The following is a 13,898-nucleotide window of genomic DNA, read 5'->3' on the forward strand; positions in this document are numbered from 1 at the left end:
CCTCACCGAACACGACCAGCGCAAGATCTTCGAACTCAACACCCGCCGCGTCTACCCACGACTCGACGCCCAACTCAAAGCCGCAGGGCGTTAGGAGGGCGCTGAGCAACTCCGCCGCGCAGTAGGACCGAGTTGCTCAGCGCGCTCCTAACCGCCGTTGACCGAGCCCCCGTCCTGCGCGGCCGAGCGGTCGTTGTGCCTCAGGCGTTGGGCCGTGCGGGCGAGGTGCTCGGTCATCACCGCGACGGCCGCGGCCTCGTCCCTGCGCTGCACCGCGAGGACGAACTCGCGGTGCTCCGCCGTGCCGCGGATCCCGACGTGGGGATCCTCCTCCTGTGCGCGGATCAGCGACATCAGCATCGGTCCGTGGAACGACCGGGCGAGCATCTCGACGGCTGCGTTGTGGGTGGCGCGTGCGACCCGGACGTGGAACTCGGCGGAGAGCGCCGCGGGGTAGGTGTTCTCCGCCTTCAGGTGGGCCTCCGCGCGATCGCAGATCTCCAGCAGGTCGGCGATGTCCGCCTCGTCGGCGCGCTGGCACACGAGGGACACGATCCCGACCTCGAACACCTGCCGGGCTTCGGTGACGTCGCCGGGCTCGATCACGGAGAACGTGAGCAGGTCCGAGATGCCCTCTCCCACGAGGGCGCTCGTCGGTGCGGTGACGAACGCCCCACCGCGGGCGCCCACGCGGATGGTGACGAGACCGTTGGCCTCGAGCCCTCGCAGCGCCTCGCGCACCGTCACCCGGCTCACGCCGAACCGCTCGCCCAGCTCCCGCTCGGAGGGCAGGCGATCGCCCGCCTTGAGCTGGCCGTCGCGGATCAGCAGGCGGATCTGGTCGACGATGAGCCTCGACACCCGCCCCGCGTTCACGCGGTTGAACATGTCGCCGTACCGGTCGGGCGCCGACGTGTCAGGTGCGTCGGAGTGAGCGCTCATGGCCTGATGATAAGGCCACACTCACCTCGCACCGGTCGGCCCGGCTCCGACCCTGGTCAATCGGGCGGGTCCGCGATCTTGTCACGGGCGTCGGTCACCTGCCGACGTGGCGCGGCGGCACGGCGCCGTGGCGGGAAAAGCCCGGTCACACGGCTGTGGGCAGCATGGGTGGATGTCGCCCGCGTGCCAGGATCGTGGCCCACGCGCGAGTGCAGGAGGTCGACCCCGTGGCGTTGCGGTATGCACTGCTGGCCTTGCTCGAGGCCAAGCCGATGAGCGGTTACGAGTTGACCAGGCAGTTCGACGCCTCGGCCGCCTACGTGTGGCACGCCCACCATCCGCAGATCTACACGGAGCTGCGCCGGATGGAGGCCGACGGTCTCGTCGAGGCCGAGGAGGCGCCGCGGGGGGCCGGCGCGACGAAGCGGCACTACTTCATCACCGACCTCGGGTGTGACGAGCTCCTGCGCTGGGTCTCCGAGGTGGCCGAGCCCGCCCGCGAACGGGATGCCGCGTACCTCAAGGCCACCTACTTCGAGTTCGGCTCGTTCGACCTGGTCCGCCGCCACCTGCGCAGCCACCTCGACCACTACGAGCGGATGGCGGTGCGGTGGCAGCTGCACGCCGACCAGCTCGAACGGCGGGACACGCCGCTCCTGCGGCAGCGTCTCGCGCATGCGCCACGGCATGCGCAGGCCGCGATCGTCGCGTTCAAGGTGCACGTGTACCGGGGCCTGACCGAGCGTGCGCACACCGAGGTGCGGTGGGCCCGGCAGGGATTGGAGCTGGTGGATCGGCTCGAGAGCGAGACCGGGCTGCCGGCCGACGAGACCGTCTACCGGCCGACGCCGCCGGAACGGTCCACCACCTGAGTCCGCCGTGAACGAGGGCGTTCCGCGACGCTGTTTTATGTACATCTTTACGTATATGGTGACTCACATCGGCGGCGGCAACGGGAGGGTCGACGATGACCGGAACGGCGACCGTGAACGTCGGCGAGGTGATCGAGAGGGCGCGGCTCAACCCGGTCCGGGTGCTCTGCGTCGCGCTCTGCGCGTTGGTCGCTCTGTTCGACGGCCTCGATCTGCAGATCATCGGGCTCGCCGCCCCCTCCATCGCCGCGACGATGCACATCCCCGTGGGGGCCCTGGGCGCCGTGTTCTCCGTCGCCCTCGCCGGGTTGGCCGTCGGCGGACTCGTGATCGCGCCGTGGGCCGACCGCCTGGGCCGCAAGACGGTACTGGTGGCCGCGGTCGTGACCTTCGGCGTGTTCACGCTCGCCACCATCACCGCGAACACGGTGACGACATTGCTGGTCTTCCGTTTCCTCACCGGTCTCGGACTGGGCGCCGCTGTGCCCTGCGCGATCAGTCTCGCCTCCGAGGTGGTTCCGGCGCGGCGGCGCGCCGCGGTCGCCGGGCTCCTCTTCGCGGGTTTCCCCCTCGGCGGGGTGCTCGCCGGGCTGCTGGGCAGCGCTCTCCTACCGGCCGGCGGCTGGCACAGTCTCTTCGTGGTGGGCGGCGTCGGCCCCCTTCTCACGGCCGTCGTGCTCGTGGTGGCGCTCCCCGAGTCGCTGATCTTCCTGGTGTCCCGGCGGGCACCGCGTCGGCGCGTCGTGCGGTCGATGGCCCGGGTGGCGCCCGACGTCTCCGTCGATCCCTCGCTGCTGGTGGCCGATGCCCGCGACCGCGCCGCGGGCGCCCCGGTGGGCCGCCTCTTCGCCGCCGACCGCCGGCTCGGGACGGCGCTGTTGTGGACCGCGTCCTTCGTGGCGTTCGGCGTGCTCGTCGTCAACACCTCGTGGGCGCCCTCCCTGCTCGCACCCCTCGGGCTGCCCGTCGCCCGCACGGCACTGGCCCTCGCCCTGTTCAACGCCGGCAGCGTGGTCGCCACGGCAGCAGGCGGCTGGTTGATCACCCGCTACGGCGCCCGCCGCGTGCTGCCCGCCGCGTTCCTGCTCGCCGCCATCGGGCTCGTCGGGGTCGGTGCGCTCGCCCCGTCGGCGGCCGGGGTGGCCTCGGCGGAGGTGCTCGTCGGCCTCGGCCTCGGGTGCGCGAGCTCGGGAGTGATCGCGCTCGCCGCCGTGGCCTACTCCACCGCGATCCGCTCGACCGGTGTCGGCTGGGCGCTGGGCATCGGCCGGGTCGGCTCGTTCGCCGGCCCGCTCGTCGTCGGCGCGCTGGCCGCCGCCGCGTGGGCCGTGGCCGGCGTGTTCGCCGTGCTCGCGGCCGCATGCCTGGTGGGCGGCGGCGCGGCGGCCGCGCTCCGGCCCGTCCGCGACGCCGGACCGTCCTCCCGTTCCCCCCTCCACGAAGGAGCCGCATGAGCCGCATCCCGCTGACCCTCGCCTGCTGGGACTACGACCGCACGCAGGCGCTCGCCGACGGATCGGTCCGTCCGGACGGCCTGGACCTGACCTACCTGTGCCTGCCGGTGGAGGAGACCTTCTTCCGGATGCTGCGTCACCGCGAGTTCGAGGCGGCGGAGATGTCGCTGGGGTCCTACGTGACGAACCTGGCCGCTGATCCCGACGGCACGGCGTTCGTCGCGATCCCGGTGTTCCCTTCGCGCGCGTTCCGGCACAACGGGATCTACATCCACAGCGGGAGCGGTATCGAGAAGCCGGCGGACCTCGTGGGCCGCACCGTCGGCGTGCCCGAGTACCAGCTCACGGCCGTGGTGTGGATCCGCGGCATCCTCGCCGACCACCACGACGTGCCGGTGTCCTCGGTGAAGTACCGGACCGGAGGGATGCACCAGCCGGGCCGGGTGGAGAAGCAGGCGCTGAACCTGCCGCCGGAGATCGACATCGCGCCCATCGCGCCGGACCGGACGCTCGCCGACATGCTGGTGACCGGCGAGATCGACGCCCTCTACGCCCCGCGCATGCCGCGCCCGCTGCTGGAGGGGCGGCCCGAGGTCCGGCGCCTGTTCGCCGACCCGCGCGCCGTGGAGGAGCAGTACGCCACCGAGACGGGGATCTTCCCGATCATGCACGTGGTGGTGGTGCGCCGGGACGTCTACGAGGCGCGGCCGTGGGTGGCGCAGTCGCTGTTCGCCGCGTTCGAGCAGGCCAAGGCGTTGACGGAGAGCCGGATGTCCGAGACCGCGGCCAACCGCTACATGCTCCCGTGGCAGTACGACGAGGTGGAGCGCACTCGGCGGGTCCTCGGCCCCGACTTCTGGCCGTACGGGCTCGAGCGCAACCGCGCCACCCTCGAGGTGTTCCTGCGCTACGCCCACGAGCAGGGCCTGACCGCACGCCGTCTCGCGCCGGACGAGCTGTTCGCCCGCGAGACCCTCGAGAGCTACGTGATCTGATGGGGACGACGACGATGGATCTGGAGGCGGTCCGCCACGACATCGCCGACGCCTGCCGCGTCATGGCCGCCCGCGGGCTCGCCGACGGCGTGCTGGGACACGTGAGCGTGCGCGTCGACTCCGAGCACCTCCTCGTCCGCTGCCGCGGCCCGCGGGAGCGGGGCCTGGCGTTCACCGAGCCCGCCGACGTCCGGCTGGTGAACCTCGACGGGGAGGGCGACCTCGACGGCGGCTACAGCGTCCCGAACGAGCTGCCGCTGCACACCGAGGTGCTGCGCAGCCGGCCCGAGGTGCGTTCGGTGGTGCACGCCCATCCCTTCGCCGTGGTGGCGGCCGACCTCGCAGGCCTCGCGATCCGGCCGATGCTCGGGGCGTACGACATCCCGGGCGCTCACCTGGCCGCGGGCGGCGTGCCCGTCCACCCCCGGGCGGTCCTGGTGCGCGATCGGCGCCTCGCGGCCGAGATGGTGACGTCGATGGGGGACCGGCCCGTGGTCGTGCTGCGCGGGCACGGGCTGACCAGCACCGGCGACAGCCCGGCACACGCGGTGCTGCGCGCGATCAGCGTCGACACCCTCGCCCGCATGGCGCTCGCCGTCGCGAACGCGGGTGGCACGCCCGTGGACCTGCCCGACGCCGATCTCGCCGAGCTCCCCGACCTCGGCAGCGGGTTCACCGAGTCCACCGCGTGGCGCCACGAGCTCGCCCGCCTCTCCGGCGCCGAATAGCCCGCGAGTCGCCCGGATCCGGGCACGAGTCCGCCCCGTCCGGCGATTGCTCGGGGGGTCGTGCCCGGATCTCGCGGTGCTGAGCGGTCAGTGCTCGTCGCAGGCTGACGAAACCGGTGATCTCGACCACGGCATATGGACCAGCGGCGCAGTGCAGGGTCTGATCCGGGGCATACCGCTATGCGAGGCACGGGTCTCGCGCATCATCATGTCGGGGACGGCCGGGATCGAAATGGCCGCCTGGAGCTGTGCTGGAGCCCGCGACCACCGGGGCTGGACCCCCGCTGCGACGGCGCGCGGGGAGGACGAGAGGGAAGAGCATGACCACTGCGACGAACCGTGTCGCCATCATCACCGGAGCAGCGCGCGGCATCGGGGCCGCGACGGCGCAGCGGCTCGCTGCCGACGGGATGGCCGTCGCTGTGCTGGACCTCGACGAGCCCGGGGCGAAGGCCGTGGCCGAGCAGATCGTCACCGCCGGTGGGCGGGCGCTCGGGGTGGCCGTCGACGTGTCCGACCCCGAGGCGGTGCAGGCCGCCGTCGACCGTGTCGCGGCGGAGCTCGGCGCGCCGACCGTGCTGGTGAACAACGCCGGCGTCACGCGCGACAACCTGCTGTTCAAGATGACCGAGGTCGACTGGGACACCGTGATGGGCGTGCACCTGCGCGGCGCGTTCCTCATGACCCGGGCCGTGCAGAAGCACATGGTCGAGGCGAAGTGGGGCCGGGTCGTCAGCCTGTCGAGCACGTCCGCGCTGGGCAACCGCGGCCAGCTGAACTACTCCACGGCCAAGGCCGGTCTGCAGGGCTTCACCAAGACGCTCGCGATCGAGCTGGGCAAGTTCGGCGTCACCGCCAACGCCATCGCGCCGGGGTTCATCGCCACCGAGATGACCCGCGCCACCGCGGACCGGCTGGGCGTGCCGTTCGAGGACTTCATCACCGCGTCCGCGAAGCAGATCCCGGTGGGGCGGGTCGGCCAGCCCGAGGACATCGCCCACCTGGTGTCGTTCCTCGTGAGCGAAGGCGCCGGGTTCATCTCCGGGCAGGTCGTCTACGCGGCCGGGGGTCCGAAGGCCTGAGGCCACCTCACCTGATCACCGGGGCCGGCCGGGGCATCTGCGCTGCGGCCGGCCTCGACCTATCACCACCTCTTGCCTGGCAGGTGCGGCGAGGAGTTCTCAGACGGCTCGGTCCGGGATCACGTCCACTCGTGCCCGGACCGCCGCCACGAGCACGGCGGCATCGTCAGCATGGAAGCGGAGCTCGGTGATCTCTTCCGAGCGACCCCCCGTCAGCGTGACGGTGACGGGCCGGTTCAGCGTGACCTCCACCGTGGTCTGGTTGGACACCACCACGTGCAGGGTGGCTCCGTCGACCTGCATCGTGCGGCCGTCGCGGCTGCGGCGTACCCGCCGGGCACCCGCGACCGCGTCCCACGGGATGCGCACGTCGAGGCCTGCTCCGTACCGCACGCGCAGCCCCGACGGCCCGGCCGTGTGCGGGTGGACGAGCACCCCGGCGAGCATCCCGAGCACCAGCACCGCGCCCCAGACGCCGAGGATCAGCAGCACCACGCGCAACCATTGCCACGGCCACGGCACCATCAGGTCCAGCGCCACGACCTCGATGACCGACAGGACGAGTATCACCACGATCGGCGCCAGCATCGGACCGTGGTAGGCGAAGGCCGCGTCGCCGGGCCCGGCGTCGGGGCGCCGCAGCACCCACCGGGTGAGGCTGCGCCACCCGGCGGCCTCGAACTCCGCGGCGCGCCTCGCAAGGATCGGTAGGGGAGTCATCGCCCGCTCCAGATCCCGTACACGCGGCGGACGGCCTCGGCCTGCGCCGGGGCGAGGTCGCGGAGGAACGCCGCGGCGAACGGATGGGCGTCGAGGTCCAGACCCGGGTCGATTCCCGTCACGAGCTCGGCGGGGACGGCAGCGGCGAAATCCCGGGCGAGTTCGGTGACGTCCGGGTCGTCGACCGACCGCGTCGCCAGCTCGTCGAAACGGCGGTACAGCTCCGCCGTGCGTGCCACCACCTCCGGATCATGGAGGACCTCCCGATACTGCTCGGCGACGAGCGCGGCGGCCCCGCTGGTGTCGAGAAGCGCGAGGAACTCCCGGTCGCGCCGGGCCGCGTCGCTGCCGGGGAACGCCGTGGTCATCCGGTCGAGCAGCTCGGCAGTGGGCACCGACACCGCGTCGTCGGCGTCCAAGGGGCCATCGGCCGCCCGGCGCAGCAGCTCCGCCAGCCGCTCCCTGCGCCGCCGGATCTCCACCTCCTGACGAGCGAGGTCGGCGTCGATCTCGGCGAGGATCTCGCCCAGCTCCCGGCCCTCGTCGTCGGCGAGCACGTCGGCCGCCTCGTCCAGGCTCAGTCCCAGCTCGGTGAGGCGCCGCACCCGGGCGAGCCGCAGCACGTCACGCACGCCGTAGGTCCGGTACCCGTTGATCCGCCGTGGGGGCTCGGGCAACAGCCCGATGCGGTGGTAATGGCGGACGGCGCGGGTGGACACCCCGACCGCCTCCGCCAGCTCGCCGATGCGCATGCAGCAATCACAAACCCTGACGCCGCGACAAGGTCAAGCCCCGGGTCGGGGATCAGCGCGCGAGACGGAAGGTGGAGTACGTCACCGTCGCCCCGCGCAGCGTCAGGTCCCGGGACGCGACCACCTCCGCCCGGAGCCCGGCCGCCGTCGCGAGGCCGAGCACATGGTCCTGGTCGCCGGAGGTGCCGAAGAACATGAGCACGCGACCGTCGGGCGGCAAGCGTGCATCGATACCGGAGAAGAACCGGCCCACGGCGGCGTAGCCCTCGTCGGCCAACGCGCGCTCGAGCATGTCCCGCGGGGCGAACCAGCGAAACGGTGGATCGATGACCATGAGGTCGAAGCTGCCCTCCACCGCCGAGTAGACGTCGCTGACGCGGAACGCGGCGCGCACCCGGTTGCGGGCGGCGTTCGCCGTCGCCGCCTCGACAGCAGCCGGGTTGACGTCGACGCCGACAACGTCCGCCGCGACGCCGGCGGCGAGGATCGCGTTGACACCGGAACCGGTGCCCATGTCGAGCACCCGGTCGCTGGGGCGCACCTCGTCGAGCACGGCGCGCCCCAGCAGGTCGGACGTGGGGGTCGGGGCGAAGACGCCGGGCGGGACCACGAGGTCGAGCCCGAGGTAGGACAACCGCTGCTCCCCGGCGCTGCTCAGCGCGTGGTAGGCGCGCTCGTGCCAGCGTCGGAGGTCCGCGATCCGCGCGTCGGACATGGCGGGCCGGTAGGTCACGGCCGCGACGCTAGGGCGGCTGCGGCCGCGCCGCGACCGAATTGGCCCTACATGTGCATCCACCCGCCGTCGACGATCCAGCGCTGGCCCGTGCAGGCCCGGCTGTCGTCGGCGGCGAGCCACAGCACCATGCGCGCGATGTCGTCGGGATGAAGGACGTGCGGCAGCGCCTGGGCCGCGGCTCGGAGGGCGTCCGCCTCGGGGGTCAGCCAGGTCTCCCGCTGGCGCGGTGTCATCACCGAGCCGGGCAGCACGCAGTTGACGCGCACACCGTCGGTGCCGAACTCGCGGGCCAAGGACCTCGTGAGGCCTTCGATGGCGGCCTTGGCCGTCATGTAGGCGGTGAGGTCGAGCAGGTCGATGTGGGCGCTGATCGAGCCGATGTTGATGATCGATCCGCGCCCCGCGGCGCGCATCGCGGGGGCGACGGCCTGCGCGGCGAAGAACATGTGGTCGAGGTTCACCCGCATCCGCTCGTCCCAGTACGCCGGCTCGACCGCGGTGACGGCGTGGCGGGTGTCGTTGCCCGCGTTGTTGACGAGCACCTGCACGTCGCCCAGTTCGGCGGCGGTCTCCCGGATCACTGCCCGGTAGGCGTCGAGGTCGCGGATGTCGCACTCACGGAAGAGGGGCCGGGGGTGGCCTTGCGCGGTCACGTGCTCGACGAGCGCGTCCGCGGCCTGCGTCTGGATGTCGACGAATCCGACGCGCGCGCCCTGCGCCGCGAACTGGGCCACGTACTCCGCGCCCAGGCCGCTCGCACCTCCGCTGATGAGGACCACGGCGTCGCGCAGGCTCGGGTAGGTGGCGTAGCCGGTCATGCCGGAACCCGTCGATCGAGATTCATGAGATCCGACTCTAAGGCCGTGATCGACCTACGGCCTGGCGCTCATCCTGCTGCCCGCGGTGATACAGACCGGCTGCGTGACCGGGCATGGTAGGGACATGCGTGCATGGGTGGTGGAGCATCCCGGGCCGATCGAGACCCGTCCGCTGCGTGCCGTCGATCTGCCCGAGCCGGAGCCCGGGCCGGGAGAGGTACGGGTTCGGGTGCTGGCCTGCGGGGTGTGCCGCACGGATCTGCACCTCGGCGAGGGTGATCTGCCGCCGCGACGGCCGTCGACGGTGCCCGGCCACGAGGTCGTCGGAGTGGTCGACGCGCTCGGCACAGGCGCGGATCGGTTCGCGGTCGGCGATCGCGTGGGGATCGCCTGGCTGCGGGGCACTTGCGGCCGCTGCCGCTGGTGTCGCACCGGCCGGGAGAACCTGTGCCCGTTCGCGACGTTCACCGGCTGGGACGCCGACGGCGGCTACGCCGAGCACGCCGTGGTGCCCGAGGCGTTCGCCTACCGGATGCCCGAGGGGATCGGGGACACGCAGGCGGCTCCATTGCTGTGCGCCGGGATCGTGGGGTACCGGGCGCTGAAGCGCGCTGAGCTGCCTCCGGGCGGGCGGCTGGGGATCTACGGTTTCGGGGCGTCCGCGCACATCGTCGCGCAGGTGGCGATCGCGCAGGGAGCCACGGTCCACGTCCTCACGCGATCGGCGCAGGCACGGAAGCTCGCCCTCGACCTGGGGGCGGCCTCGGCCGGATCGTCGGACGACCCGCCGCCCGAACCACTCGACTCCGCCGTGCTGTTCGCGCCCGCAGGTGGGCTCGTGCCGGTGGCGATGCGGGCCCTCGACCAGGGCGGCACCCTCGCGGTGGCGGGCATCTACCTGTCCGACATCCCGCGGCTCGTCTACGGCGAGGAGCTGTTCCGGGAGAAGCAGCTGCGCAGCGTCACGGCCAACACGCGGGCTGACGGGGACGAGTTCCTGCGGCTCGCGGTCGCGCTGGGAGTGCAGGCCACCGTCACGCCGCATCCCCTCGCCGAGGCCGACCGCGTGCTCGCCGACCTCGCGGCGGGTCGCGTCACCGGCGCGGCGGTCCTCGTCCCCTGAGTGCTCATCTCGCGGGCTCGTCCTGGAGTCCGCCCCAGTACCAGCGCGGCATGGCCAGACCAGCAGGCACTGCGGTTCCGGAATCGGAGTACGACAGCACCTCGTCCACGGCCCATTGCATGTAGGCCCGCAGCTCGGCACGGAATTCGGGGTCGCCGGGAAGCTCGGCGTCGTCGGCGGCCCGAACGAAGCACTCGACGAACCGGCGGCCCAGCTCGCTCATGTCGCCGTTTCCCGCGTGCAGATGCAGAACTCCCGAATGGTCGCCGCATTCTCGCGAGTAGGCGGGCGGGCCGCCCATGACCTCCGCCCAGTACGCCGCCAATCGTTCGACATGCCGCGGGTGCCGGCCCGGATGGGAGAACGGGTGGTTCAGCTCGGGGTCCTGCAGGCATCGGGTGTGGTGAGCGTTCGCCAGCGCCAGGAAGGCGGGCGAGCCCCCGGCGAACTCGAACAGCGTCGGCTGCACGACGCGACCGTGGCACAAGGGGCCGACGGACACAACGCTCGTGGGACCGCCATACCCTCAGGGACGTCGCTGCGCTCAGTGCCGGACCGAGATGTTCCCCAGCACGGTGCCGCCCCGGACGACGATGTGCGGCGTGCCGCGTTCGAAGCTCGTCACCGTCTTGTCGGCGATGGTGCCGATGGTCGTACGTGCCTGGTCGAGGTCGACCGTCGCGCCGTCGGGGATCACGAGATCGACGTTCCCGACCGCGACAGCCGCGTCGACGGTCACGATGGGGGTGGTGAATCGGGCCTCGCTGAAGTCGATCCGGGCGTTGCCGAGCTTGGTCCTGATGCTGATGGTCGCCGGGACCACCCACTTGCCGGTGCGCTTGAGGTCGCCCGCGGTGTTGTGGAGTTCGAGTACATCCGTGACCAGCGAGTCCGGAACGGATGCGCCGGGAAGATCGAGCATCAGTGCGTTGAGCTGGGATCGGGTGACCGCCGCGGTCGCCGCCTGCAGGCGTTCGGCGTACTCGTCCGGCGTGAGGCGGCCGGCGGCCATGTGGTTGCCGAGAAGGTCGGCCACGTGCTCGCGCTCGGCGGTGGAGACCTGGAGTTCCCGCGGGGCTGTGCTCTCGCTCATGGCGATCACTGTAGGAATTGACGAATCGGTGGGCATCGGGGTGAACCCTGGTTCCGGATCGGTCTTATCCCCCACCTGAACCTGGGCCTCAGACGGTCGCGCATTGCCGGGACGTTGTCCGCAGGTGTACGGACGGGGACGAACTGTTGGCGGACCGAGACCTGCCGTAACGGCGCGCACCCGCGTCTGCTCTGCTCATCGAACCGGCCGCGGGGATGCTGGGGGTGGGCGTGCTGGGTTCGGCGGTCCTGGACACCGTAATCGGATTGTCGTTCGTGTTCTTCCTGGTGGCGTTGCTGAGTTCGGCGGTCATCGAGTGGTGGGCGAATCTGCAGCGGAAGCGTGCGAAGTTCCTGCTGCGCGGCGTGCAGGCGATGCTCGTCGATGACAGGGGCCACCGCCCGCGGTACTGGTGGTCGCCGCTCGCGCTGTTCGAGGCGGCCCGGGCGGAGGAGGCCCTCTACCAGTCGGTGCTCCGTCCGACTGTGGGGCAGGCGGCGGAGTCGGATCTGGTGCGGGTGATGGCCCATCCCTTGCTGCGGGCCCGCCGGCAGAGCGGTCCGGATGGCCGCTACACCCGGCTACCGTCCTACCTCCCGGCCGCCGATGTGGCCACCGCCCTCGTGGATGTCCTACTGGGAGGAGTGACCGATGGCCGGATCGAGGAGCGGATCGCCGGGCTCGACTCGCCGGCGCTGGCCCGCTCGCTCGCCGGGCTGTGGAAACGCGCGCAGGGTGACCCGGGGCAGTTCCTGACCGCGATCGAACACTGGTACGAGTCGCAGATGGAGCGGGTGTCGGGCTGGTACAAGCGCTGGACGAAGCGCGGAATCGTCGTGGTCGGGGTGCTGATCGCGATTGCGTTCAACGTCGACTCGGTCCGGATCGCCACCGCCCTCTACGGCGACGGGATCGTCCGCGAAGCAGTGGCGCAGGTGGCGGGCAACCCGGCCATGTGCGGCACCCCGACCCCAGCGCCGACCGGTGGCGCGCTGGCCGCGAACCCTCCCGGAGAGGGAGAGGAGATCGCCGGGTCGGGAGCGGCCGACTGCGCGCGGGGCGTTCTGGAGCAGCTCGACGCGGTCGGACTACCCGTGGGCTGGCCTGCGGGCTGTCCTCTGGACCTTGCCGCGTGTGTCCGCGAGCCCGGAGTGAGCACCGCGGCGGCACCCGGCGTGACCGACTGGCTCGCCGCCGCCCTCGGACTCGCCTTCACCGCGGTTGCGGCCGCCTTCGGTGCCCCGTTCTGGTTCGACGTCCTGAACCGGCTCGGATCGCTGCGCAACAACGGCACCAAACCGAAGCCGGCCAGGCGATGAGCGCGGGCTACGAGGTGCGTTCGCTGACCTCGTAGACATCGGAAGGCGACCCGACGATGAGCGGGTCGGGCGTGCCGATGACGTCCGGGTCCTTCGTCGGATAGTCCAGGTTGGACAGCACCCAGCTCAGTGCGGCGATCCGTCCGCGCTTCTTGTCGTTGCTCTTCACGACGGTCCACGGCGCCACTGCGGTGTCGGTGCGGGCGAACATCCTCTCCTTCGCCCGCGTGTAGTCGTCCCAGCGCTCCAGAGCCGCCAGGTCGACGGGGCTGAGTTTCCACTGCCGCAGCGGGTCGATGACCCGGACCGTGAATCGCGTGCGCTGCTCGGCGCGGGAGACGGAGAACCAGAGCTTCACCAGATGAATGCCGGTGCCCACCAACGCTTCCTCGAGCGCGGGCGTCTGCTGCATGAACTCCTCGTACTCGTCGTCGGTGCAGAAGCCCATGACGGGTTCGACCACGGCGCGGTTGTACCAGGAGCGGTCGAAAAGAATTATCTCCCCCGCCGAGGGCAGCTGACTGAAATAGCGCTGGAAATACCATTGCGACTGCTCGCGCGGCGAGGGCTTCTCGAGGGCCACCACCCGGGCGCCACGTGGGTTGAGGTGTTCCATGAATCGCTTGATCGTGCCGCCTTTGCCGGCGGCGTCGCGGCCTTCGAACAGCACTACGATCCGTTGCCCGGTGTCCTTGGCCCAGGACTGCATCTTCAGCAGCTCGATCTGGAGCGCGCGTTTGCGGATCTCGTACTCGTCGCGGGTCATCCGCTCGTCGTACGGGTAGTCCTGCTGCCAGGTGGCGACCTCGTGCCCGTCCCGCGACAGGAGAAGAACCTCGTCGTCGTCGAGCTCCTGGATCGTCAGATCGTCGAGGCCGTCGAGGAGGTCGACGGCCGACAGTGCCTCCCGGAGCTCCCGGCGGGTCCGCTCGGAGTGACCCGCGGCCCGAGGCGTCTGGCGAAACGAGCTCACGATCTGGTCAACGGAAGTCAATCGAATCCCATCCTCGCTGCTTGAGCCGGCGACGCAGAGCCTGTGACGACCACGGCCGCGCTGTCAACAGCGGGCGCACGGCAGCCGATGGTCGTTTCCCGTCGGGTCCGATGACCGACATAAAGGCGATCCGGCCGGACATACCGGCCACCGACAGGCGGAGTAGCACTATTTGTCCGAACGGCGCCACTGGCGCTACCCCAGCCGGTCAGTCCTACGTGTACTGGTCGGACGCTTCCCGTCATCCATTGTTCAGCTTTCCGCCGTGGT

The 13,898-nt window shown here is 71.3% G+C and carries 15 protein-coding genes; 7 read left to right on the forward strand and 8 right to left on the reverse strand.

Features of this window, described 5'->3' with window-relative positions; translation table 11 throughout:
- Window positions 1-147: 147 nt before the first annotated feature.
- Entirely contained in the window at window positions 148-942 is a 795-nt protein-coding gene (locus MMF94_RS29675) for a FadR/GntR family transcriptional regulator (protein ID WP_241040556.1), read from the reverse strand.
- Between the two features lie 194 nt (window positions 943-1,136).
- Here MMF94_RS29675 and MMF94_RS29680 point away from each other — a divergent pair, with 194 nt between their 5' ends.
- From MMF94_RS29680 to fabG, 5 genes are all read left to right on the forward strand, one after another.
- Window positions 1,137-1,814 carry a PadR family transcriptional regulator gene (locus MMF94_RS29680; RefSeq protein ID WP_241040557.1) on the forward strand — a complete coding sequence of 226 codons (678 nt, stop codon included), beginning with the start codon at window positions 1,137-1,139 and terminating at the stop codon, window positions 1,812-1,814.
- A 95-nt stretch (window positions 1,815-1,909) separates the two neighbouring features.
- Window positions 1,910-3,268, forward strand: a complete 1,359-nt coding sequence (locus tag MMF94_RS29685; protein ID WP_241040558.1) for an MFS transporter — start codon at window positions 1,910-1,912, stop codon at window positions 3,266-3,268.
- Entirely contained in the window at window positions 3,265-4,263 is a 999-nt protein-coding gene (locus tag MMF94_RS29690; protein ID WP_241040559.1) for a substrate-binding domain-containing protein, read from the forward strand. The genes MMF94_RS29685 and MMF94_RS29690 overlap by 4 nt, the downstream gene beginning before the upstream one ends.
- Window positions 4,263-4,991 (forward strand): 3,4-dihydroxyphthalate decarboxylase, encoded by a 729-nt coding sequence (gene phtC / locus MMF94_RS29695; protein ID WP_241040560.1) that lies wholly within the window; start codon window positions 4,263-4,265, stop codon window positions 4,989-4,991. The genes MMF94_RS29690 and phtC overlap by 1 nt, the downstream gene beginning before the upstream one ends.
- A gap of 320 nt (window positions 4,992-5,311) precedes the next feature.
- Window positions 5,312-6,073, forward strand: a complete 762-nt coding sequence (gene fabG / locus MMF94_RS29700) for a 3-oxoacyl-ACP reductase FabG (protein WP_241040561.1) — start codon at window positions 5,312-5,314, stop codon at window positions 6,071-6,073.
- 99 nt (window positions 6,074-6,172) lie between these two features.
- On the opposite strand, the gene MMF94_RS29705 is transcribed toward fabG, so the two are convergent.
- From MMF94_RS29705 to MMF94_RS29720, 4 genes are read right to left on the reverse strand one after another with little or no spacing between them, the layout of a single operon-like run.
- The gene (locus MMF94_RS29705; protein ID WP_241040562.1) at window positions 6,173-6,793 is read right to left on the reverse strand and encodes a hypothetical protein; all 621 of its coding nucleotides are present in this window, start codon (window positions 6,791-6,793) and stop codon (window positions 6,173-6,175) included.
- The gene (locus MMF94_RS29710) at window positions 6,790-7,545 is read right to left on the reverse strand and encodes a MerR family transcriptional regulator (RefSeq protein WP_241040563.1); all 756 of its coding nucleotides are present in this window, start codon (window positions 7,543-7,545) and stop codon (window positions 6,790-6,792) included. The genes MMF94_RS29705 and MMF94_RS29710 overlap by 4 nt, the downstream gene beginning before the upstream one ends.
- 52 nt (window positions 7,546-7,597) lie before the next feature.
- The gene (locus MMF94_RS29715; RefSeq protein WP_241040564.1) at window positions 7,598-8,278 is read right to left on the reverse strand and encodes a methyltransferase; all 681 of its coding nucleotides are present in this window, start codon (window positions 8,276-8,278) and stop codon (window positions 7,598-7,600) included.
- 47 nt (window positions 8,279-8,325) lie between these two features.
- Window positions 8,326-9,099, reverse strand: coding sequence for an SDR family NAD(P)-dependent oxidoreductase (locus tag MMF94_RS29720; protein WP_241040566.1), 774 nt, complete (start codon window positions 9,097-9,099; stop codon window positions 8,326-8,328).
- Window positions 9,100-9,223: 124 nt separating this feature from the next.
- On the opposite strand from MMF94_RS29720, the gene MMF94_RS29725 reads away from it, so the two are divergent.
- Entirely contained in the window at window positions 9,224-10,222 is a 999-nt protein-coding gene (locus MMF94_RS29725) for a zinc-dependent alcohol dehydrogenase family protein (RefSeq protein WP_241040572.1), read from the forward strand.
- 4 nt (window positions 10,223-10,226) lie between these two features.
- Here the strand turns inward: MMF94_RS29725 and MMF94_RS29730 are convergent, their stop codons facing one another.
- The gene (locus tag MMF94_RS29730) at window positions 10,227-10,691 is read right to left on the reverse strand and encodes a group II truncated hemoglobin (RefSeq protein ID WP_241040573.1); all 465 of its coding nucleotides are present in this window, start codon (window positions 10,689-10,691) and stop codon (window positions 10,227-10,229) included.
- Between the two features lie 75 nt (window positions 10,692-10,766).
- A complete protein-coding gene (locus MMF94_RS29735; protein ID WP_241040580.1) occupies window positions 10,767-11,315 on the reverse strand; it encodes a DUF1707 SHOCT-like domain-containing protein in 549 nt (182 codons plus the stop codon).
- Window positions 11,316-11,581: 266 nt separating this feature from the next.
- Here MMF94_RS29735 and MMF94_RS29740 point away from each other — a divergent pair, with 266 nt between their 5' ends.
- Window positions 11,582-12,634, forward strand: a complete 1,053-nt coding sequence (locus MMF94_RS29740; RefSeq protein ID WP_241040581.1) for a hypothetical protein — start codon at window positions 11,582-11,584, stop codon at window positions 12,632-12,634.
- Between the two features lie 7 nt (window positions 12,635-12,641).
- Here the strand turns inward: MMF94_RS29740 and ppk2 are convergent, their stop codons facing one another.
- A complete protein-coding gene (gene ppk2, locus MMF94_RS29745; protein ID WP_241040583.1) occupies window positions 12,642-13,628 on the reverse strand; it encodes a polyphosphate kinase 2 in 987 nt (328 codons plus the stop codon).
- Window positions 13,629-13,898 lie beyond the last annotated feature (270 nt).

It is taken from the genome of Pseudonocardia alaniniphila (assembly GCF_022524485.1).
In the GTDB taxonomy this organism is placed as follows: domain Bacteria; phylum Actinomycetota; class Actinomycetes; order Mycobacteriales; family Pseudonocardiaceae; genus Pseudonocardia; species Pseudonocardia alaniniphila.

What these genes read in the sequence shown, in the direction of transcription:
- fabG (WP_241040561.1), top strand. Translation starts at nt 5,312, where the DNA reads ATGACCACTGCGACGAACCGTGTCGCCATCATCACCGGAGCAGCGCGC.
- MMF94_RS29720 (WP_241040566.1), bottom strand. Translation starts at nt 9,099, where the DNA reads ATGACCGGCTACGCCACCTACCCGAGCCTGCGCGACGCCGTGGTCCTC.
- MMF94_RS29705 (WP_241040562.1), bottom strand. Translation starts at nt 6,793, where the DNA reads ATGACTCCCCTACCGATCCTTGCGAGGCGCGCCGCGGAGTTCGAGGCC.
- MMF94_RS29725 (WP_241040572.1), top strand. Translation starts at nt 9,224, where the DNA reads ATGCGTGCATGGGTGGTGGAGCATCCCGGGCCGATCGAGACCCGTCCG.
- MMF94_RS29675 (WP_241040556.1), bottom strand. Translation starts at nt 942, where the DNA reads ATGAGCGCTCACTCCGACGCACCTGACACGTCGGCGCCCGACCGGTAC.
- phtC (WP_241040560.1), top strand. Translation starts at nt 4,263, where the DNA reads ATGGGGACGACGACGATGGATCTGGAGGCGGTCCGCCACGACATCGCC.
- MMF94_RS29735 (WP_241040580.1), bottom strand. Translation starts at nt 11,315, where the DNA reads ATGAGCGAGAGCACAGCCCCGCGGGAACTCCAGGTCTCCACCGCCGAG.
- MMF94_RS29710 (WP_241040563.1), bottom strand. Translation starts at nt 7,545, where the DNA reads ATGCGCATCGGCGAGCTGGCGGAGGCGGTCGGGGTGTCCACCCGCGCC.
- MMF94_RS29685 (WP_241040558.1), top strand. Translation starts at nt 1,910, where the DNA reads ATGACCGGAACGGCGACCGTGAACGTCGGCGAGGTGATCGAGAGGGCG.
- MMF94_RS29690 (WP_241040559.1), top strand. Translation starts at nt 3,265, where the DNA reads ATGAGCCGCATCCCGCTGACCCTCGCCTGCTGGGACTACGACCGCACG.